The following is a 20,787-nucleotide window of genomic DNA, read 5'->3' as shown; positions in this document are numbered from 1 at the left end:
CTTAACAGCATTAATCGAACCACGACCGCCATCGTAGAACGCACTGTCAAAGAATACATTTATTATTATAACAACATTCGTATTCAAACGAAACTAAACAGCCAATCACCGATAAGCTATCGGCAATTGGCTGTATAAAAGGTGTTTTGATCCCTGTCTCAAAAACGGGGGTCAGTCCCTTCGCGGGCGCTTTTTTCTTATTCAGATTTTTCACCTTTTAAAAGGCACATAAAAATGATGATCAGAATAAAAGCAATCAAGGCCAGAAACGGAATGGTCACAAAACCGAACCAGTTAATATATTGGCCTGAGCAAGGCACACCGCTTACACATGGCTTGATGCCGCTAAAGCCCGGCACTTTTTGCTCCAGATAATGCATAATCGAAATAAATGCGCCGATAATTGCCATCGGCAGCACATACTTTTTCACGCGTGTGTCACCCTGAAAGGTGGCGATTCCTAAAATCAGAACGAGCGGATACATGAGGATACGCTGGTACCAGCACAGTTCACATGGGATGAACTTTTTGATTTCACTGAAATACAGGCTGCCCAGCATGGCGATAAGAGCAACAACCCAGGAAGCATATAAAAAAACAATTCTATTTTTCATGCGCTTACTTCCCTTTCAGCTCTTTTTCTATCGTTTCTTTAATTTCTTCATAATTCGAAAAATTACTGATCACTTTATCATTAACATAAATCGTAGGCGTTGCTTTTATGTTCATTTTATGATTAAGGTCCGAATCCTTTTCCACTGCAGATGCAAATGTTTCCTTATCAAGATTGTCCTTCAGCGTATCAGGGTTTACCTTTGTCGTGCTTTTTGCGATATCACCGAGAACCGCCGGCGTTACCCATTCCTGTTCTGTGTCCGGCTGCTTGTCAAACAGCTTTTCATGAAATGCCCAGAAAGAATCAGGATCTTCTTTCCATACTTCCTCTGAGGCAAGAGCCGCTAACGTTGAGCCTTTTCCATGGAACATGACGTTCACGAAAGAAAATTTCACATCGCCCTTGTCAATAAAGTCTTTTTGGATTTTAGGGAAGATGTCGCTGTTAAACATCTTGCAAGACGGACATTTATAATCTCCGAATTCCACTACCGTTACCGGTGCATCATTTTTGCCAAGCACAGGCTGGCCTTTGATAGACGGCTGTCCTGACACTGCTTCGTTGCCTTGCTCCGTTTTGTTATTAATGATTACAATTGCTGCTAACAAGACAACAACGACAACCGTAAGGATGACCGCGAATTTCGCAGAAGACTGCTGTTTCTTTTTCACTCCGACACCTCATCGCTTTAAAATTAAAAAAGAAGCGGATCTCAATTGACCCACTTCTTTATTTTAACAAGACAACCGTCTATAAGAAAAGCCCGAAATAGTGAATTCTCTCCGACAATTATCTTATTTTGAGGCGCATCACGCGCATAGCGTTTGCAACAGCGAGAAGCGTAACACCGACATCTGAGAAAACCGCCTCCCACATGGTCGCAAATCCAAACGCTCCGAGTAAGAGGAAAATGGCCTTAACACCTAAAGCAAATCCGATGTTTTGCCACACGATTCGCCGAGTCCGTTTTGCAATCCGAATCGCTTCCGCTATTTTTGACGGCTGATCTGTCATCAGCACAACATCCGCGGCTTCTACAGCTGCATCTGATCCGAGTCCGCCCATCGCCGCTCCAATGTCCGCGCGTGCAAGCACCGGAGTGTCATTAATTCCGTCACCGACAAAAATGAGTTTTTCATTCGGGAGCAGCTTCGATTCCAATGCTTCTACCCGCTCCACTTTATCCTCCGGCAGCAGCTCCGCATAAACCTCGTCGAGGCCGAGCTGTTTTCCGACTGTTTCTCCTGTCTGTTTTGAATCGCCCGTCAGCATGACTGTCTGTTTGATACCGAGCGATTTCAAATCTGCGATCGCTTGTTTTGCGTCTTCCTTTACTTCATCTGCTATGATGATCGCCCCGGCATAGCGCTGATCAATAGCCACGTGAACAATTGTACCGGTGTTTTCATCCGGGACGCTCTCAATCTGCTCTCTTTCCATCAGCTTCTTGTTCCCCGCAAGGATTTCTTTTCCGTTCACCTTTGCGAAAATACCGTGCCCGGATATTTCCTCATATGACTCGATTGTGTCCGGGGAAAGCGGCTTCCCATAGGCTTTCCGCACAGATTCTGCAATCGGGTGCTGAGAGTGGAGCTCAGCGTATGCCGCGGCTTCGAGTAAAGTCTCCTTTGAAAAACCTTCCGCAGGTTTGATCTCTGTCACTTCAAAGCTGCCTTTTGTCAGTGTGCCTGTTTTATCAAACACAGCGTATTTGACTTGATGTAAGGCTTCTAAGTAATTGCTTCCTTTCACAAGCACCCCGGCCTTCGAAGCTGCGCCGATTCCGCCGAAGAAACCGAGCGGAATGGAGACAACAAGGGCGCATGGGCATGAAATGACTAAGAAAATAAGCGCGCGGTACACCCAATCAGAAAGTAAAGCGCCAGGAATAAACAGCGGCGGGACAAATGCCAGCAGGGCGGCGATAATGACGACAGCCGGTGTATAATACTTGGCAAACTTCGTGATAAAGTTTTCGGTCCGCGCTTTACGGCTGCTCGCATTTTGAACCAAATCTAATATTTTGGATACCGCGGAATCCTGATAGCCTTTTGTTACTTCTATATGCAGAACGCCGTTTTGATTGATAAAGCCGGACATGACTTCTTGTCCTTCTGCCGCTTTTCTTGGTACAGATTCTCCTGTCAGCGCTGATGTATCAACCATCGCCGATCCCTGCACAACCTTTCCGTCCAGCGGTATGCTTTCTCCCGGGTTGACGACAATGATATCTCCTGTCTGCACGTCCTCCGGAGAAACGGTCTTGATGCCGTCTCCTATTTTCATATTGGCGTAATCCGGCCTGATATCCATTAATGCACTGATCGATTTTCTAGAACGGCTGACCGCGGCTCCTTGAAACAGCTCGCCGATTTGATAAAACAGCATCACAGCAACGCCTTCCGGGTATTGCTGAATTAAAAAAGCGCCGATTGTAGCAAGAGCCATTAAAAAATGTTCATCAAACACTTGTCCGCGGCTGATATTTTTGACCGCTCGAACGACAATGTCTCCTCCGATTATCAAGTAGGCGGCGAAAAATAATAAAAATTCCAGCATTGGGCCGGCATGAATCAAATATGCCGCCGCTCCGAGAAGGACCGCTGCTGCCATTCTGATCAGCATATTGATCATTCTTTTTCGATAACCGTCATCTGCTGATTTCTTTTTATGTTTCGGACGAACTGTTACATGAGGATCAATTGATTTTACTTTTTTCTCGACCTTATTGGTGACCCATTGTTCTTCTTTGCCATCGGCTGAGACAGTCAGTGTGCTTGCTGCAAAGTTAACCGCGCATCCGTCAACGCCTTTGATGCCTTTGACGCCATTTTCGATTTTTTGTGCGCAGTTGCTGCAATCCAAACCGTCCAGAACATATTCCCGCGTCACTTGTTTCATTTGTCTCACCTTACCTTCCGATTTAGGGTTCCCTCATCAAAGCATATGAATGAGTGTGAGTATCAAAATTACATATATGAGCATATACTCATATAATAGTTACATCTATTATATGGTGTTTTCCAAGAAAGTGTCAATGAAAAATAAAAACCGGCAAATCACCGGTTTTTATTTTACTTTTTGCAGACGCAGCGCATTCAGAACAACAGATACAGAGCTAAAAGCCATTGCCGCTCCCGCTATCCATGGCGCTAAAAATCCAAGGGCCGCGACTGGAATGCCGAGACTGTTATAGCCAAGTGCCCAGAATAAGTTTTGTTTAATGTTTTTCATCGTAAGTCTGCTCATACGGATGGCGTCCGCAATACTGTTCAGATCGCCGCGAATGAGCGTTATGTCCGCTGTTTCCATCGCGATGTCGGTGCCTGTTCCAATTGCTATGCCGATATCCGCTGTGGCAAGCGCGGGTGCATCGTTGATGCCATCACCGACCATTGCCGTCTGGCGTCCTTCTTTTTGCAGGCGGGAGATTTCCGCTGCCTTTTGCTCAGGAAGGACCTCAGCAATGACGCTGTCAATTCCAGCTTCCTTTGCTATCGCTTCTGCCGTTCTGCGATTGTCCCCGGTCATCATGATGACATCCAGACCCATCTCTTTCAGACGGGTGACTGCCTCCCGCGACGTGTCTTTTATCGTGTCGGCAACCGCTACAAGTCCCGCTGCTGCTCCATCAATGGACACGAGCATCACCGTTTTTCCTTCTCCTTCAAGCTCCTCCATCCGAGGAAGAAAAGCCTCATGCTCAATCCGTTCGCTCTCCATTAACCGTCTTGTGCCGACGAGTATCGTTTTGCCTCCGGCTTCGGCTGAAATACCAGCGCCTACTTTCGCTACAAAATGGGTGAGCTTCGGTATCTCCAGCCCTTTATCTTTCACACCGGCAACGATCGCTTCGCCGAGCGGGTGTTCCGAGCCCGTCTCAGCTGCTGCTGCGAACCGGAGCAGCTCTGTTTCTTCAAAGCCATCGGCCGGAATGGCATCAGTCAGCTTCGGCTTTCCGTTTGTCACTGTTCCGGTTTTATCGAGAACAATGGTATCAAGGCGATGTGTTTTTTCTAAATGCTCTCCGCCTTTAAAAAGAATGCCGAATTCAGCCGCCCGTCCGGATCCTGCCATAATGCTTGTCGGGGTGGCAAGACCCAGTGCACATGGACAGGCGATGACGAGAACCGCAATAAACTTGCTGATTGCTTCAGCAAAATCACCTGGAGACGCCCAAAGATACCAAATAAGGAACGTGAGGACGGCGATCCCCAATACAATCGGCACAAAAATGCCGGAGATCTGGTCGGCGAGACGCTGGATCGGCGCTTTTGATCCTTGTGCTTCCTCCACAATTTTGATGATATGAGAAAGCGCTGTTTCTTTCCCGACGTTAACAGCCTTCATTTTCAAGAAACCGTTTGAGTTCACAGTCGCTCCTGTCACGCTGTCACCGGGAGATTTGTCAACGGGAAGACTTTCTCCTGTAATCATGGATTCATCTACAGCCGAGCGGCCTTCCAGCACCTCTCCATCGACAGGAATTCGTTCGCCTGGTTTGACATGAACAATATCACCAACAGCCACTTCATCTATCGGGATGATTTGCTCCTGTCCGTCTCTTACGACCGCCGCTGTTTTGGCTTGCAGCTTCATGAGCTTTTTAATGGCATCTGATGAGCGCCCTTTCGCCTTCGTTTCAAACAGCTTTCCTAACAAAATGAGCGTCAGCAAAATCGCGCTTGTTTCATAGTAAAGGCCGTCAGTATGCCCATGGGAACCGAGGCTTCGAATCGTAAGATAAAGACTGTAAGCATAAGCAGCCGTTGTTCCGAGTGCAACCAATACATCCATATTGGCGCTTTTATTTCTGAGCGCCTTATATGCGCCGACGTAAAACGGCCAGCCGATCAAAAACTGCACCGGGGTCGCAAGGGCAAATTGCATCCACGGATTGAGGAATAAATCCGGCACCCAAATGAACGAAGTAAATGTAAAATGGCTCACCATCGCCCACAGCAAAGGAAATGACAGAATAGCTGAAAAGATCAGTCTCGCTGTTTGCTGCCGTTCTTCTTTCTTTTTGGAAGCAGCGGCTTCGCTATCCTCATCGCCTTTCAGCTTAAGTTGATATCCGAGCTTATCAACGACTTCTTTAAAATCGCTGACAGCCGCTTCTTTTGGGTTGTATTCAACTGTTACAGTTTCTAAAGCAAAGTTCACCGGAGCATTTGTAACGCCTTCTAATTTGCTAAGCCGCTTTTCAATCCGATTGGCGCATGCTGCACAGGTCATACCCTCAATATCAAACTCAGCTTTTTCCGTTACGACGTGATAACCCAGTTTTTCTATTTTTTCTTGGATTGCTTCTGTTCCTGTTTCAGCAGGGTCATAGGTGACATTTGACGTTTCCGTCGCCAGATTCACATTGGCATCCGTGACACCAGGCATCCGCTTCAGGCCTTTTTCAATTCTGGCGGCACACGCCGCACAAGTCATACCAGATACTTGCATCGCAATTTCCTTTTGCTCACTCAATACACTCACTCCTTTATATACACCCGAGGGGTATATAAAAATGAAAGAAATATCGCGCCTTGATGAAGGCGCGATACCGTGAATCAGTTGGCTACATCATAGCCTTGGTCTTCTATCGCATCCGCAATGTCTTTGACTGACACTTTGCCGGCATCAAACGTGACATCAACTTTCCCCGCTTCAAGATTGACATGAACAGCACTAACCCCGTCCAGTTCTCCCACACTCGTTTCAACTGCTTTGACGCAGTGCTGACAAGACATGCCTTCAACTTGCAATGTTTTTTGTTCCATATGAATTCCTCCTGTTTATTCGATCTGTTTTCATCCTACCATACCCCCGTAGGGTATTACAATAATAAAACATGATTATTTCGCTAATTTTTTAAATACGTCTAATAGCTCAGAAATGGCTTGGTCCCCGTCTCCGCTTTTGATGGCGTCTGCTACGCAATGATGGGCGTGATCTTCAAGCAAGTGGAGAGCCACTTTTTGCATTGCCGCCTGAACAGCTGAAATCTGTACAAGAATATCTACACAATATCGATCGTTTTCCACCATATTTTGAATGCCTCTGACCTGGCCTTCTATCCGTTTCAATCGGTTTGTAATTTGATCCTTTTCTTTCGAGCTTTTATGGTTTAATGCTTTATGTTCATTATGCTTCTCCATGCGCACACCTCTGTTTCATATATTAATTCCCATTATACTGATTGTCCAAACCGTTGTCTAAGCTTGCGGCGGCAAAAAAATCCACTATGCAGGTTTTACCATTTGAAGATAAGGGTATATACCTTTATCAAAGCACTTTTAAAAGGGGAGAAGAAAAGTGAATACGATACAGGTAGGGATATTAGGGTACGGACTGTCAGGCTCGGTCTTTCACGCGCCGCTGCTTGCCGTTCTGGACGAGTATCATATCAGCAAGGTGATGACATCGCGAACGGAAGAGGTGAAGCGTGATTTCCCTGATGCCGAAGTAGTGCATGAGCTTGAGGAGATGACAAATGATCCGGCAATTGAGCTTGTCATCGTCACCACTCCGAGCGGCCTGCATTACGAGCACGCATTGGCATGCATTCAGGCGGGCAAACATGTCGTTATTGAAAAACCGATGACAGCCACTGCTGAAGAAGGGGAGAAATTAAAAAAAGCGGCCAACGAACGAGGCGTCTTGTTAAGCGTATACCATAACAGGCGATGGGATAATGACTTTTTAACAATTAAGAAACTCATTGATGACGGGTCTCTAGAAGATATCAATACATATCAGGTCTCCTATGACCGATACAAACCTGAGATTCAAGCAAGATGGCGGGAAAAAGAAGGGGCTGCCACCGGTACGCTGTATGATCTCGGCTCTCATATCATAGACCAGGCACTGCATTTATTCGGAATGCCTAAAGCTGTAACCGCAAAAGTCATGGCTCAAAGAGAACATGCTGAAACCGTTGATTATTTTCATCTGACAATGGATTACGGCAAGCTTCAAGCCATTCTATACGCCGGATCAATCGTCCCGGCAAACGGGCCGCGTTATCAAATTCACGGACAGCAATCAAGCTTTATCAAATACGGGATTGACGGACAGGAGGATGCCCTCAGAGCCGGGAAAAAACCGGAGGATGACAGCTGGGGTGCGGATGATCCCGAGTCTTACGGTCAGCTGACAACTGTTCATGGCGAGAACAAAAAAACAGAAACCATTCCATCAGTTAACGGCTCTTACCTTACCTATTACCGCAAAATAGCAGACAGCATACGCGAAGGCGCGCCGCTGCCTGTCACAGCTGAAGAGGGAATTGATGTCATCCGGATCATTGAAGCGGCTGTGAAAAGCAGTGAAGAGAAACGGACCATTTCGTTAGAACAATAAATAAAGCCTCCCTTTATACGGGGAGGCTTTTTCATTAGAATGTTTTTCCTGCTTCTTTTGCACGGGCAATCGCATCTTCTTTGATTTGCTGTGCTTTGTCAGGCTCTGCATTATGACCCTCTACGAAAATGCCATCGAAGGATGGAACGCCGAAGAAGTTCATCATAATGCCGATGTAGCGGTGGCCCATTTCCATTTCAGCCGCAGGGCCTTCTGAATAATAGCCGCCGCGCGCTTGAATGTGAATCGCTTTTTTATCAGTTAACAAGCCGATAGGACCTTGTTCAGTATATTTGAAAGATTTTCCTGCTACTGCAACTGAATCAAGGTACGCTTTCATCACCGGCGGGAATGAGAAGTTCCATAATGGTGTGACGAACACATATTTATCAGCTGATGCAAATTGATCGCTAAGCTCTCCTAAACGGCCCACTTTCTCTTTTTCGTTTTCAGAAAGTGCATCGCCGGACTGGAGCTTGCCCCAGCCGCTGAATACATCAGCATCAATGTGAGGAATGTTTTCTTTGTACAAGTCGATATGTACAACTTCATCATTTGGATTTGCTTCTTTGTATGATTCGATGAACGCTTTACCGGTTGCCATGCTGTAAGAAGTCGCTTCATCATGCGGGTGAGCAGTGATATACAATACTTTTGCCATTTTTACCAGCCCTTTCAATTTTAAAATTACACATCCGTTATTATCATTCAGACGCGTCATGATTATTCTTTATCTCTTAAACCTTATTATAGGTGCAATAAAAATTGCTTTCAAGTAAAATATCTCGAATTAAAGATTTTTTTAAACCCGTACGAACAGCTTACTTTTCATAAGCTGTTCGCAAACCTGTATACAATGTGTAGAGCTCCCCGCTGATTCGCGGATAATACGGAAAACGCGGCACTTCTACAACAGCGGGCGGCATTTTCATCAGTACTGATTGCTCAGCCTGTTCAAAAAACGCTCTCAATTGGTTTATTTCTTCTTCAGAAACCGGAGAGGACGGGCGGTGATGGGCTTGAGCCGAGAGCAAATAATAACCTAAGTGCTGTACTCCAGAGATCGCCGGCCACAGCGTATCCGCTTTCGCTTTTGGAAAATCTCCAAGTGCTTTATCATATGCATCCCGAAGCCTGACTAAGCTCACTCTAAGCTGATGTCCGTCTATTTGCTGTCCGGCTAACAGTTTCTCCATAAACTGCCCTTCCAGCCTGATCACTTCCCACATGTATTCAGGCAGGCGTTTTGCTGAAAAACGTCTCCACAAAAGCATTGTTCCCAATAGGCCAATTGTGCTGCCGACAGCCACATCGGTCAGCCTCGCCGCTATAAAATAACCGGCCCCCAAGCCGCCATGCATGCTTTCTGTGATAACAAGCGCGTTTGCGGTCAGAAAAGGAACAGCCAAAGCATAATTGCGGACAATCAGCATTTCAAGAAGAAATTGAAGCATTGTGATACATAAAGCGATATACACGCCGGATGGCTTAAAGAACAGGATCGCCCCTGCCAGCATCACGCCAATTACGGTTCCTGCCGAACGCTGAATGGCTCTTTGCAGCGTAAAGACAACAGTCGTGCCCAGCATCACCGCCGCTGCCGAGAGCGGAATCCAGTAAGAACGGTGAAAACCGAAAGCATTGGCAAACAAAGCCGCCGCAAACAGCACAATCCCATACTTTAATGCCCGAATCAAAACAGGTGACTCCCAGTCAAAGGCATTTCTCAGAAAGTAATAGGAGGATGGCAGACGGCTTGGCTCCGCGTCCGATGGATCATCATTCTGTCCTGAAGCGATACTCAAAACCTCGTTGATTTCTTCATACAGCTTCCGGGCTGGCTCCGCTTCATCCTCCTGAATAGGAAACGCATCGGAAACACGAGATTGCCCCAGCATGTCGGCAGTTTGGCGAAGTGCCTTTGCGATCTGCGCCTTATCTGCGTTTGGTGTGTCGGCAGAAAAATGGATGATCGAGATGAAGAGATCATCCGCTTTTTCCAGCAAGCGGATAAAACGTTCATCATGAGGCGATTTTCTCCATCTATTCCCTTTGCCGAGCACCGTTTGACGGGCTGTTCTCAGCATCAGCACGGTCTGATGCTGCGCGTTATGAAAATCAGGAGTTCCGACATCGGAAAGGCAGGATGCAAGCTGGCGGTATGTTCTATTCAGCACTGTATTTTCCGGTCCATGCCTGTTATTGATCCAGCCAATCAAGGCGATTCCTGTGGCGAAAAGCCCGCCGGCAAATGTCAGTCCCGCTCTGAACGGAGCTTCTGAAGGATCTGCCGGCAAACCCGAGCTCACCAAAAAGGCAAGGACAAAAAACATCGGTGCTGGCCCTTGTATCCCAAGCGCGCCAAAAATAAACATTGCAGCTGCCCCGATAAGCCCCAGAACAGCCGCCATGCTCCAAAAAGTCCCTGCCAAAAGCGTCCCTAATCCAAACGATGCGGCGATCCCCATTGAAACTAACAGCAGCTTCAGAATACGTTTCGTATACGATTCCCCGCCTGCATATAAAAAAACAAAGCCGCCGATGCTAGCGGTCAAACCGAAATCCGTGTGTCCCGACAATGCGCCGACAAACACAGGAAATCCTGAAGCGACGCCTGACCCGATTGCCTTTTTCCATGGGAAAGGGGTTGCATGAATGCGAAAGGCATCCTTGACGGCACTTGGCACTGTTCTTCGATTTTGATCAGAAGACTTGTTCATATTACATAACCTCTTTAACGACATGATGTTGGTCTCTTCCCGTTTATTCGCCATAGTATGCCCAGAAACAGACCCATCTTCTCATTGGATATGCTCTCATCAAAAAAGACAGAGACATATCTTCTCTGCCTTCATTACACAAGTTTTTTCGCAATGTCATGCATTGGTTTGATCCAGTTGCTGTATGTCAGCTCAGCCGCCTTTTTCCGGTCTTTCTCCTTATATGCCTGAATGATTTGGTTATGTTCTTCAATAGAATTCTGCGGAGACTTGAAAAAGAGATACTCAAGCCGAAGAATATGCATGTGAAGAACTGAGGTAAAATTGCTGATATATTCATTATCAGCCGCCTCAATTATCACATCATGAAACGCTTTATCAATGCCAAGCACTTCATAGATTTCGTTTCGGTCAATTGCCGCTTTCATTTCGTGATTGATGGCTGTCAGCTGCTCTATATGAGACGAATGAATGTTTTCAATTGCCAATTCGGCAGCGGTGGACTGGAGAGACGCCATCGGCGGATAGACTTTGAAGACATCATTTTTTTCAATCTGTGAAATTCTTGTTTCTTTCCCCGGAGACATTTCAACAAACCCCTGCATCTCTAATAATTGCAAAGCCTCTCTGACCGGTGTTCTGCTGACGCCAAGCGCTTTGGCCAACGCATCGTCATTCAATTTTTCTCCGGGCACAAGCACTCCTTCCACGATCCACTTTTGAATTTGCTCAAAAGCAAGCTTTTTGGCAGTCTGCCGTTTCGGCTTTGGGGCATTGGACGGTATCGGCACAAAGCATCACCTCTGAATATGGGTTTGGTTTTTTAATGCTGCCGTTTTGCCGGCACTTTTCTTCTGTGAAAGGACAAAAATCATGACTAAAATGCATGCCGCTCCTGCTGCTTGAAACAACCCAAAGGACACGCCAAGCCAAAGAATAGAAGACGCTACTGCGGCAACCGGCTCAGTGCATCCCAGCATGCTTGCTTCTTGCGGGAATAAATATTTCAAACTTTCTAGGTACATGCAGAATCCCAATAACGTTCCGAAAATAACAATAAAAGCCACCGATACAATTCCAGAAACCGTCCAGCCTTCTGCCTGTACTGCCCAAGGCGGATGAATAAAGCTCATGCCGACGCCCCCGATCAGCATCCCCCAGCCAATGACGAGAGCCGACCCCCATGTTTTCAAAAGAGAACTGGAATACAGCGTATAGAAGGCAAGTGCGCCAGCAGAAAGAAGACCCCATACAACAGATAAAGGAGAAACTGTTAAATTGCTGATGTTTCCATTCGTCAGCAGCAAAAAAGTGCCTGTTAAAGCCAATAATAGCCCCAAAAAATCGGAAAACTGAAATGAATTCTTTCGGGTCAGAAGCAAATACAGCATAATCAGAACAGGCGCTAAGTATTGGAGCAGCGTGGCTACCGCTGCGTTTCCGGTTCCGATTGAAGCTAAAAACGTATACTGAACACCCAGCATGCCGGCAATCCCGAAAACAATAAGCTGGACAGCCGCTTTTTTATCTTTCCATATGCCCCAAACTGCCCTCCTGTTTTTACCGGCGGACACAATAATCAGCACCAACAGGCCTGATAACAGTAAACGCACCGTTACAAGCCACTCCACCGATACATCACTCGTTTCAAATAAATGCTGGGCAACCGTTCCCGATAATCCCCAAAAAGCAGCTCCGACAATCACCATTAAAAAGCCGTACAACCGTTGTTTCTGAGTCGCCAACGTATATCCTCCTGACATGTAATATGCAATATATTACATATTATATCGTTTTACTTTTCAGAAAACAAAGTGTTTTCAAAAAATAAAAATAGTGCTACTCGCACTGCTTAGATAAAAGTCTGTGAATAAAAAATAAAGGATAAATCAAAAGGTATCCATTAAACAGCCACCATGCAAGATCAAAATCCCCGCTAAATGTCCAGAATGATAAAGCCTGAAGGCCTGAACAGAAGGTCAGCACAAGAGAAATCAGCGCCAGCTGCCTCCATATTGCTCTTTTGACGCGCTGCAAATACAAGCTGTACAAACCAGTCATGGAGATTAAGATATCCAAGGGAAAAAAGGACCAATTCCAGGCGATCATAAACGGATCTTGATAATGTTTAAAGGCCCAGCTTTCCGGCATTAATGAAAAGCCGGCAGACAGCCAGTACAATATAAAACCGATATCAGTCACGAGAAAGAACAGTTTCATCACTCTCATGTTACTGCTCACTTTTATGTACCGTTTGAGGCTCCGCCCCTTGATCGATCAGGTTTAAAGACACAACACCGGCAATAATCAGCCCGATTGAAATCAGTTTCATGACACTTATATTCTCTTGAAAATACAAAAACCCGACAACTGTGATCAGGACAATGCCCATCCCCGACCAGACAGCGTAAGCAACAGATACATCGATAGATTTGAGCGTAAGCGTCAGAAAGAAAAGACTCCCGCCATAAAAAAACAGCAATAGCACACTCGGCAGAAGCCTCGTAAAACCCGATGAAAGCTTCATACTGACTGTTCCGGCAACTTCAAATAAAATGGCCAAACATAAAAACATCCACTGCACGCGCCACCAGCCTCCTCATTTTTCTGTTATCCCGTTACATAATACATCTACGATTGATTCAAGAACTTCTCCTGTCGTGTACTGATGTTTGAGCGGATAATCAGGATCATATACTTGGTTGATGCTTCCTATATACATTTGAACCAATAAATCAATGTTGATGTTTCTGATCTTCTTTTGCTCCCTGCACTCGTTTAACAATCCAATAACAACTGACCATTCTTCCTTCATAAACGTGTCTAATTTGAGCCACGCATCGTAATGGGATTTCTTCAGCTCTTGTAATAACCCCATGTTCAGCAGCTCCATTTCCTTTGGAAGACCGATCAGCATTTGCTTCACCTTTTCAAGCGCATCTAGGGTCTCATCTTCATAGATGCTTTTTTCCATTTGCTTCATCTCTGCGATAAACTGCGCCACGACGGCCTCCGCAAGCTGATCTTTCGACGGGTAATGCGCATAAAGCGTCCGCTTGCTTGTTCCAAGCGCTCCCGCCAGATCGTTCATTGTAAATGAAAAACCTTTCTGTCTGATCAGGCGAATGGTTTCCGCCAATATTCTTTTTTCCAAATCAATCACCTCGCTTTCGGTACTAGAAAAACTTTTTCGGTACCAAAATTATACGACAGCAGGTTCTGGAAATCAATACAATAAAAAAACCTCTTCCCAAAGGGAGAGGTTTTCTAAAAAACGCTGCGGACCAAGCCGCCGTCCGCCCGAAGTGCCGCGCCATTAATCGCGGAAGACAGCGGGCTGCTTAGGAATGTAACAAAGTGGGCGATTTCTTCCGGCCGGATCAGCCTTTGGATAATTGAAGTCGGACGGTTTTCCTTCATAAAACGGGTCTCGGCTTCTTGAACAGTCAGGTTTTCACCAGGATAAAGAGAGTTCAGCATTGTTTCCACTCCCTCTGTTAAGGTTGAACCCGGCATGACTGTATTTACCGTTACATTTGTGCCTGTTGCCAGCTCCGCCAAGCTGCGGGAAATGGAAAGCTGCATCGTTTTCGTCGCGCTGTAATGGGCCATTTCCTGAGAAGGCATGATTGCCGCTTCACTGGCAATAAAAATCACCCGGCCTTCTTTCTTCTCTATCATTTTGTGTAAATACTTGCGTGTGAGCCTCACACCGCTCATAATATTCACTTCAAAAAATCGGAACCACTCATCATCGGGAATATCAAAATACTCCGCCGGTTCAAAAATCCCTAAATTATTGACCAAAATATCAACCTGCGGATATGCCTGAAACAGGTCATTGCAGCCTTCTTCGGTTCCAAGATCAAATGCGGCCGGATAAAACACAGCCTCTGCATGCTGTGTTTTCAAATCGTCTATCGTCTGATTCACTTTTTCTTCCCGGCGTCCGTTAATGATAACCGCCGCGCCTTCTTCCGCCAACGAAGCGGCAATCGCTTTGCCGATCCCCGACGTTGAGCCGGTCACCAGTGCGGTTTTTCCATGTAAATTCAGCTTCATTCGTTCATCCCTCCGTTTTTGTTTCCTCTTATTTATTAACAGAAATGCGATTGGTAAAACATCTGCTGTAAAACCAGTATGAAACAGCTGGGATTCAAGTGGAAGTACGCACTTTTTGGTGCCTGTTATACGAAAAAAATGAAGCAGAACCTGTAAAAGGTACTGCTGGATAAGGGAAACGACATTCCTTTATACCATTAGACATATTACAAATTACTAATTTTCACATAAATATTGGAAATTCCCTTTCCATTTGCGATAATAAAACTAATATGTAATGGATAAATTGGGCGAATAAGGATATGGCATTTTAAAACAATAGCATTAAGCCTTTACTTTATTAACCGACGTGCAAGCCATTTCACCCTCTAGCAATTTTTAAACCGAAGAAAATGGGTACTTTGGATAAGCGGTAAGTAGACTCTCTGCAAGTCTGCTTTATTTTTTTCTCATAAATAAACGAGGTGAAAATCAATGAATGGTATAGAATTTTTAGAATCTGTGTCGCAATTTGGACAAATCATTTTATTGTTCTCCGGCTACGCCCTGTATTGGAGATTAGGTAAAACAAAAAGAGAACGAAGACTAACAAAATATGAGACTTTTCTTAGGTTCTTTGTAATGTTCGGCATATTGGCATGGGCGTTTTCGTTTCTTGCTTTGCATTTGTGGTAACAATCTTCTGTCGATATTTGACTTATTATGATTAAAACCCTTTTTTTGAAAAATGTATGTTGCTTTTACCATTTCAAAAAAGGGGGAGTTCACACATGTTGAAAAGATTGTTTTTTCTAGCGTCGGTTTTCTTTCTTGCTATTGCGACAATAGCACCAGCAGTTCAGCAACCCAATTGAATTCGGAGGACGGTTTAGATGGCTTAACTGAATAACAAATTGAAAAATCTCTAGCAGAAGTTGAGTACATCTTTACTAAGATTTTAGTTTTTGACAAAGAGACGGGGTATACAGTCAAAGAGATGGTATGATCGCTTTCGCTTATTATATGAATAAAGAATATAATTATACGAATGTCAAAATCAATAGTGTTCAAGGATGTTTAGAAGATGCACTTAACTTAAGTAAAGGTGCTTTGAATCAAGTTCAGGCAACACTGTATATTTACTAAAATCCAGTGAGTACGCAGTGCCCCTACAAGCTTGTTTAACCTCCTTTGTTCTTTTTCATGTGTACAGCTCCCCTAACACTAAGCCACAAACCTCCCATAGCATCTCAATTGCATCTCCCGAATAATTGAGATTAAGGATAAAATTCACATGCAGATTCAGATAGAGTCGATAGAGTAACTGTCTCTTTTAAAAGACATAAAAAATAGCGCTGAAAACACAGCGCCAGTAAAATCAGATTATAGGATTTTTGGTTCTTTTTACGATAGCATAGCGACTAGCGCAATTGATAGACGGTACGAAAAATACCTTAGAAAATCAGGGGTTAAAAAAATAGTGCTCCACGACTTCAGACTTCACATGCATCATACTTGATCAATAAAAAATGCAATCCATTGGTCATCGCATTGAACAGGTATAGTCACCTTTACCCGTCTGCACAACATGAAGTTATTGGCTTCATGGAAAACGAAAAATTTTAAAAGTGTTACCAAAAAGTAACCGCAGTGCCCTCGAAAGCTTTAGAAGCTTTGATAGCACTGCGGTTTCAAAGTATGTATGGAGACGGTGGGAGTCGAACCCACGTCCAGAAACATCGATTACTTAAGCGTCTACGAGCGTAGCCTGCATATTTGTGTTTTCACTCATCTTCTTGCCTGCGGGCGGGCCTTCCGAGAGCTAGTCTGTTTGTCTCTTCTTACGTTCTCAGACGGGAACGCAAGCGTAGCCTACTTGGATGTGCTCTTCACAGACACATAGGCAATGTCAGGAAGAGCTCGCTGCGCTTATTAGGCAGCTAATGCTACGTTTTGGTTAAAACTGTTAGTTTTGCCAGTTATATTTATGTGCGTGTTTACGAGATCGCCTCTCGGCTCGCAGCTCAAGCTCGATCCATCCCTGTCGAATCCGTAACGTCCCCTTGTTATAAGGGAAATACGGGAGAAATATCAAGCTCTCACTCAAACTGGCTACATTCTTATTATAACATGATCACGGCTCATTTCAATTGACAAATCCTTCAAGAAAAGACCGTGTCATCTTATCGTGAAATCAGTATAGCACAGGCTGGATTCCAGTATCAAGCGTTATGCTTTTTAGAACCCTTTTTGACTGTCTCTGAACGCTCTTTCAATTTCACGCTTGGCATCCTTGCGCTTCAGATCTTCACGTTTGTCATAGTTTTTCTTCCCTTTACCCAGACCGAGAAGAACTTTGGCAAAGCCGTTTTTCAAATATAGCTTGAGCGGAACGAGAGAATAACCTTTTTCCTTCGTTAAGCCGATCAGCTTGTTAATTTCCTTGCGGTGCATTAACAGCTTTCTCGTCCGGAGTGGATCGTGGTTATAGCGGTTTCCCTGCTCATACGGGCTGACGTGCATATTGTGGAGAAATACTTCTCCCCGTTCGATTTTGGCGAAGGAATCCTTAAGGTTCACGCGGCCGGCGCGAATCGCTTTGATTTCTGTTCCTTGCAATACAATGCCTGTTTCATATGTTTCTTCTATAAAATAATCGTGATTGGCTTTTTTATTTTGTGATAATACTTTTCCTGACCCTTTCGGCATGCCAGAACCTCCTCTCACTAAGGAAAAACTGTCCACCTTTGCGATACGCTCTATTTTACCAAATGTCACGCATGGCTACAATGAAAAGCTGTTTCCGAAAGAAAGCAAATAGAGCGCTGCGGCCCTATTTGCTGGTTGAGCTGCTATTTCTTCTTTTTCCGTTTCTGCTTCGGTGCGTTTTGAAAGCCGCGTTTTTTCTTTTTCTTCTTCGGCTTTGTGAACCACTCTCCTTTTTCCTCGGAAGGAGCAGGAGATACAGGCGTATTTGTGCTTAACACGCGTTTTCTGGCAGGTTTTCCGCGTTTTCGGCTGCGGCTGTCCATTTCTCTCGGACGGCGCGGGGTGCCTTTCATACCGACGATTTCGAAGTCAATATTGCGCTCGTCTTTATTGACGTCAACGACTTTGACTGTAATTTCATCCCCGATGCGGAACACATTTCCCGTTCGCTCCCCGATCATCGCAAAGTGCTGCTCGTCAAAGCGATAGTAGTCATCCGTCATAAAGCTGACGTGGACGAGTCCTTCAATTGTATTCGGCAGCTCGACAAACATCCCGAAGTTTGTCACAGAGCTGATCATGCCGTCAAATTCTTCACCGATTTTATCAAGCATATATTCCGCTTTTTTCAGATCATCTGTTTCACGCTCTGCGTCAACTGCACGGCGTTCCATTGATGAAGTATGTTCAGCGATATCCGGAAGCCGTTCAGCCCACTTCTCCTGTGTCGCTTCATCGACTTTGCCGTTGATTAAGTACGTTCTGATCAAACGGTGAACGATTAAGTCCGGGTAACGGCGGATCGGCGATGTGAAATGGGTATAGAATTCAGTTGACAGGCCGAAGTGCCCCAAGCTTTGCGGGTCGTATTTCGCCTGCTTCATGGAACGGAGCATGACAGTAGAAATCACTGTTTCCTCTGGTCTGTCACGAACTGCGTCAAGAATGCTTTGCAGCGCGCGCGGATGAATATTTCCGGCCGTTCCTTTTACAACATAGCCAAATGTTGTCACAAACTCTAAAAACTTTTGCAGTTTTTCAGCATTGGGCTCTTCGTGTATCCGGTAAATAAACGGAACGTTCATCCAATGGAAATGCTCTGCAACGGTTTCGTTCGCAACAAGCATAAATTCTTCAATCAGTTTTTCGGCGACAGAGCGTTCTCTGATCACAACGTCTTTGACCGCGCCTTCTTCATCAACAAGCACCTTTGCTTCTTTAAAGTCAAAATCAACGGCGCCGCGGTTCATCCGCTTTTCGCGAAGAATTTCTGCCAGCCGCTCCATGTCTTTGAACATTGGCACGAGCGGTTCGTATTTTTGCTTTAATTCTTCATCATCATCAACAAGAATCTGATTCACATCGGAATATGTCATTCTTTCCGTTGTTTTGATGACGCTTTGGAAGATTTCGTGCTCTGTGACTTCTCCCCGACTGTTGATGGTCATTTCACAAGAAAGTGTCAGGCGGTCAACCTTCGGATTTAATGAACAAATACCGTTTGACAGTCTGTGCGGAATCATCGGAATCACACGGTCAACCAAATACACACTCGTTCCTCTTTCCATCGCTTCTTTGTCAATCGGCGAGTTTTCAGTCACGTAATGGCTGACGTCGGCAATGTGAACGCCAAGCTTATAGCTGCCATCATCCAGCTTTGTCACTGTAACCGCGTCATCCAAGTCCTTCGCGTCCGCTCCGTCAATGGTGACAATGACCTGGTCACGGAGATCACGGCGGTCTATCAGGTCTTTTTCATCAATCGTATCAGGCGTGCTTGTCGCCTGTTCCATTGCATCGGCAGGGAATTCACCCGGCAGTCCGTGCTTATGGATGACTGATAAAATATCAATGCCCGGATCATTTTTATGGCCGAGAATGGATTCAATCTCACCCTCTGCATTCATTCGGCCTTCAGGATAGCTGGTCAGCTTAACAACCACCTTATGCCCTTCAGCCGCGCCATTTTTCCCGCTATTAGGAATGAAGATATCGCTTGTGATTTTTTTGTCATCCGGAATGACAAAACCAAAGTTTTTTGTTTCTGTATAGGTTCCGACTACCCGCTGAATCGCTCTTTCTAAAATACGAATGACGGTGCCCTCTTGTCTGGAGCCGCTTGACTGCGAATTCAGGCGTACCATTACGATATCGCCGTTCATAGCTGTATTCAGCTCATTAGGGGGAATAAACACATCGCTTAACGACGTATCCTCAGGCAGCAAAAAGGCAAATCCCTTCGGATGCGCAGAAAGCTTTCCTTTAATTAAATTCATTTTTTCCGGAATGCCGTAGCGGTCGCTTCTCGTCCGCACGATAAGCCCTTTTTCCTCCAGCGCAACCAGCGCTTTGACGAGCTCTTTAAATTCCTCGGCATCCGTAATCTGTAACATCTCCTCAAGTTCCTGAACAGTCAGAGGCTTGTACGCCTCTTCCTTCATAAACGAGAGAAGCTTATCCATAAATGCTTCTTTTTCCATAATCCGACCTCCTGTTGGTTACCAATCCAGCTTCTCTAAAAATTCATACACATCTTGATGTACGATGTCCCGTTCCTTGTCCAGCGTGATAACATGGCCTGATTCCTCATACCATTTCAGCTGTTTATCGTCAGTTTCCACTTCATTGTAAATAATATTGGCACTTTCGGTATTAATCATGTGATCATGACGGGCTTGCACAACAAATGTCGGAGAATAGATCATATCGACATTCTTTCGCACATCGGCAATCAAGTCTTGCAGCGCCTTAAGGGTATTCATCGGCGTTTTTTCAAATTCCTTCATTTCCTCTTCTATTTGCTCCGGGCTTTTCCCCTCGAATTTTTTGTAATTGCGCGCGTAGGAAAGGACGCCCTGATACATGACCTCTTCGCTTTTAATATGCATTGGCGCGCACATTGGAACAATTCCCTTTATGGGTACAGTGTAACCCAATTTCAGCGAAAAAACCCCGCCAAGCGACAGTCCGCAGGCAGCAATGTCCTCATAGCCTTCAGATTTTAAATATTCATAGCCATCCATGACGTTTTTCCACCAGTCTTCAGGCCCCGTATGTACCAATTCTTCAGGCGGAACGCCGTGTCCTTCATATTGAGGCGCGTGGCACGTATAGCCCCGTTCATTCAAATAACGTCCCAGCATTCTCACATCCGCTGTATTCCCTGTAAAGCCGTGCAGCAAAAGCACCGCTTTGTCTCCGCCTTTAAATGTAAATGGTTTTGGTGTCACAACTTTCATGCTCATTTCTCCCTTTCTTTCTGCACGATCATTTTAGTTTTCCACAGTTTGATCAGAAAAAAACGCTCTGAATAACAGCCAGAAACGTGAAAAAGGCCTGACTTTA

Annotated in this window: 20 protein-coding genes and 1 other RNA gene; 3 read left to right on the top strand and 18 right to left on the bottom strand. The window is 45.2% G+C overall.

Going from position 1 to position 20,787, the window contains the following annotated elements; genetic code table 11:
• A partial coding sequence (locus tag KXD37_RS09915) for an IS3 family transposase (RefSeq protein WP_263463508.1) occupies positions 1–138 on the top strand: 138 nt, incomplete at its 5' end.
• Between the two features lie 59 nt (positions 139–197).
• Here the strand turns inward: KXD37_RS09915 and KXD37_RS09910 are convergent.
• From KXD37_RS09910 to csoR, 6 genes are all read right to left on the bottom strand, one after another.
• Positions 198–614 carry a disulfide oxidoreductase gene (locus tag KXD37_RS09910; protein ID WP_059292555.1) on the bottom strand — a complete coding sequence of 139 codons (417 nt, stop codon included), beginning with the start codon at positions 612–614 and terminating at the stop codon, positions 198–200.
• A gap of 4 nt (positions 615–618) precedes the next feature.
• The gene (locus KXD37_RS09905; protein WP_101859952.1) at positions 619–1,287 is read right to left on the bottom strand and encodes a DsbA family protein; all 669 of its coding nucleotides are present in this window, start codon (positions 1,285–1,287) and stop codon (positions 619–621) included.
• A gap of 118 nt (positions 1,288–1,405) precedes the next feature.
• Complete coding sequence (locus KXD37_RS09900) at positions 1,406–3,517, bottom strand: heavy metal translocating P-type ATPase (RefSeq protein WP_188323303.1); 2,112 nt, start codon at positions 3,515–3,517, stop codon at positions 1,406–1,408.
• Positions 3,518–3,685: 168 nt separating this feature from the next.
• On the bottom strand, positions 3,686–6,097 hold the full coding sequence (gene copA / locus KXD37_RS09895; RefSeq protein WP_188323304.1) for a copper-exporting P-type ATPase CopA: 2,412 nt from the start codon (positions 6,095–6,097) through the stop codon (positions 3,686–3,688).
• Positions 6,098–6,180: 83 nt separating this feature from the next.
• On the bottom strand, positions 6,181–6,390 hold the full coding sequence (gene copZ, locus KXD37_RS09890) for a copper chaperone CopZ (protein WP_024122844.1): 210 nt from the start codon (positions 6,388–6,390) through the stop codon (positions 6,181–6,183).
• A 75-nt stretch (positions 6,391–6,465) separates the two neighbouring features.
• Positions 6,466–6,768 (bottom strand): copper-sensing transcriptional repressor CsoR, encoded by a 303-nt coding sequence (gene csoR / locus KXD37_RS09885; protein ID WP_024122845.1) that lies wholly within the window; start codon positions 6,766–6,768, stop codon positions 6,466–6,468.
• 157 nt (positions 6,769–6,925) lie between these two features.
• Here csoR and KXD37_RS09880 point away from each other — a divergent pair, with 157 nt between their 5' ends.
• Positions 6,926–7,972: an oxidoreductase gene (locus KXD37_RS09880; RefSeq protein WP_127696474.1), complete on the top strand. Its 1,047-nt coding sequence runs from the start codon at positions 6,926–6,928 to the stop codon at positions 7,970–7,972.
• Positions 7,973–8,006: 34 nt separating this feature from the next.
• Here the strand turns inward: KXD37_RS09880 and azoRB are convergent, their stop codons facing one another.
• From azoRB to KXD37_RS09840, 8 genes are all read right to left on the bottom strand, one after another.
• Complete coding sequence (gene azoRB, locus KXD37_RS09875; RefSeq protein ID WP_101864801.1) at positions 8,007–8,633, bottom strand: FMN-dependent NADH-azoreductase AzoRB; 627 nt, start codon at positions 8,631–8,633, stop codon at positions 8,007–8,009.
• A 160-nt stretch (positions 8,634–8,793) separates the two neighbouring features.
• Positions 8,794–10,692, bottom strand: coding sequence for an FUSC family protein (locus KXD37_RS09870; protein WP_263463501.1), 1,899 nt, complete (start codon positions 10,690–10,692; stop codon positions 8,794–8,796).
• A gap of 134 nt (positions 10,693–10,826) precedes the next feature.
• Positions 10,827–11,483: a GntR family transcriptional regulator gene (locus KXD37_RS09865; RefSeq protein ID WP_127696471.1), complete on the bottom strand. Its 657-nt coding sequence runs from the start codon at positions 11,481–11,483 to the stop codon at positions 10,827–10,829.
• 6 nt (positions 11,484–11,489) lie between these two features.
• Complete coding sequence (locus tag KXD37_RS09860) at positions 11,490–12,437, bottom strand: EamA family transporter (protein WP_106019559.1); 948 nt, start codon at positions 12,435–12,437, stop codon at positions 11,490–11,492.
• A gap of 94 nt (positions 12,438–12,531) precedes the next feature.
• Entirely contained in the window at positions 12,532–12,921 is a 390-nt protein-coding gene (locus tag KXD37_RS09855; RefSeq protein WP_095713018.1) for a YvaD family protein, read from the bottom strand.
• A 1-nt stretch (position 12,922) separates the two neighbouring features.
• Positions 12,923–13,276 (bottom strand): DMT family transporter, encoded by a 354-nt coding sequence (locus tag KXD37_RS09850; RefSeq protein WP_106019560.1) that lies wholly within the window; start codon positions 13,274–13,276, stop codon positions 12,923–12,925.
• A 15-nt stretch (positions 13,277–13,291) separates the two neighbouring features.
• Positions 13,292–13,846 (bottom strand): TetR/AcrR family transcriptional regulator, encoded by a 555-nt coding sequence (locus KXD37_RS09845; RefSeq protein ID WP_044159119.1) that lies wholly within the window; start codon positions 13,844–13,846, stop codon positions 13,292–13,294.
• 113 nt (positions 13,847–13,959) lie between these two features.
• On the bottom strand, positions 13,960–14,754 hold the full coding sequence (locus KXD37_RS09840; protein ID WP_106019561.1) for an SDR family NAD(P)-dependent oxidoreductase: 795 nt from the start codon (positions 14,752–14,754) through the stop codon (positions 13,960–13,962).
• 474 nt (positions 14,755–15,228) lie between these two features.
• On the opposite strand from KXD37_RS09840, the gene KXD37_RS09835 reads away from it, so the two are divergent.
• The gene (locus tag KXD37_RS09835) at positions 15,229–15,429 is read left to right on the top strand and encodes a hypothetical protein (RefSeq protein ID WP_024122855.1); all 201 of its coding nucleotides are present in this window, start codon (positions 15,229–15,231) and stop codon (positions 15,427–15,429) included.
• Between the two features lie 1,004 nt (positions 15,430–16,433).
• Here the strand turns inward: KXD37_RS09835 and ssrA are convergent.
• The 4 genes from ssrA to KXD37_RS09810 all read right to left on the bottom strand — a co-directional run bounded on the left by ssrA (position 16,434) and on the right by KXD37_RS09810 (position 20,681).
• Positions 16,434–16,796: a transfer-messenger RNA gene (gene ssrA, locus KXD37_RS09825) on the bottom strand.
• A 175-nt stretch (positions 16,797–16,971) separates the two neighbouring features.
• Positions 16,972–17,442 (bottom strand): SsrA-binding protein, encoded by a 471-nt coding sequence (smpB, locus tag KXD37_RS09820; RefSeq protein ID WP_010331890.1) that lies wholly within the window; start codon positions 17,440–17,442, stop codon positions 16,972–16,974.
• A gap of 143 nt (positions 17,443–17,585) precedes the next feature.
• Positions 17,586–19,922, bottom strand: coding sequence for a ribonuclease R (gene rnr, locus KXD37_RS09815; protein ID WP_254517879.1), 2,337 nt, complete (start codon positions 19,920–19,922; stop codon positions 17,586–17,588).
• Between the two features lie 18 nt (positions 19,923–19,940).
• Positions 19,941–20,681: an alpha/beta hydrolase gene (locus KXD37_RS09810; protein WP_044159124.1), complete on the bottom strand. Its 741-nt coding sequence runs from the start codon at positions 20,679–20,681 to the stop codon at positions 19,941–19,943.
• Between the last annotated feature and the right edge of the window lie 106 nt (positions 20,682–20,787).

The organism is Bacillus sp. XT-2 (assembly GCF_025696525.1).
Lineage (GTDB): Bacteria > Bacillota > Bacilli > Bacillales > Bacillaceae > Bacillus > Bacillus halotolerans.
Note: the sequence above shows the minus strand (reverse complement) of the source record. Positions and strands in the feature narration are given on the sequence as shown.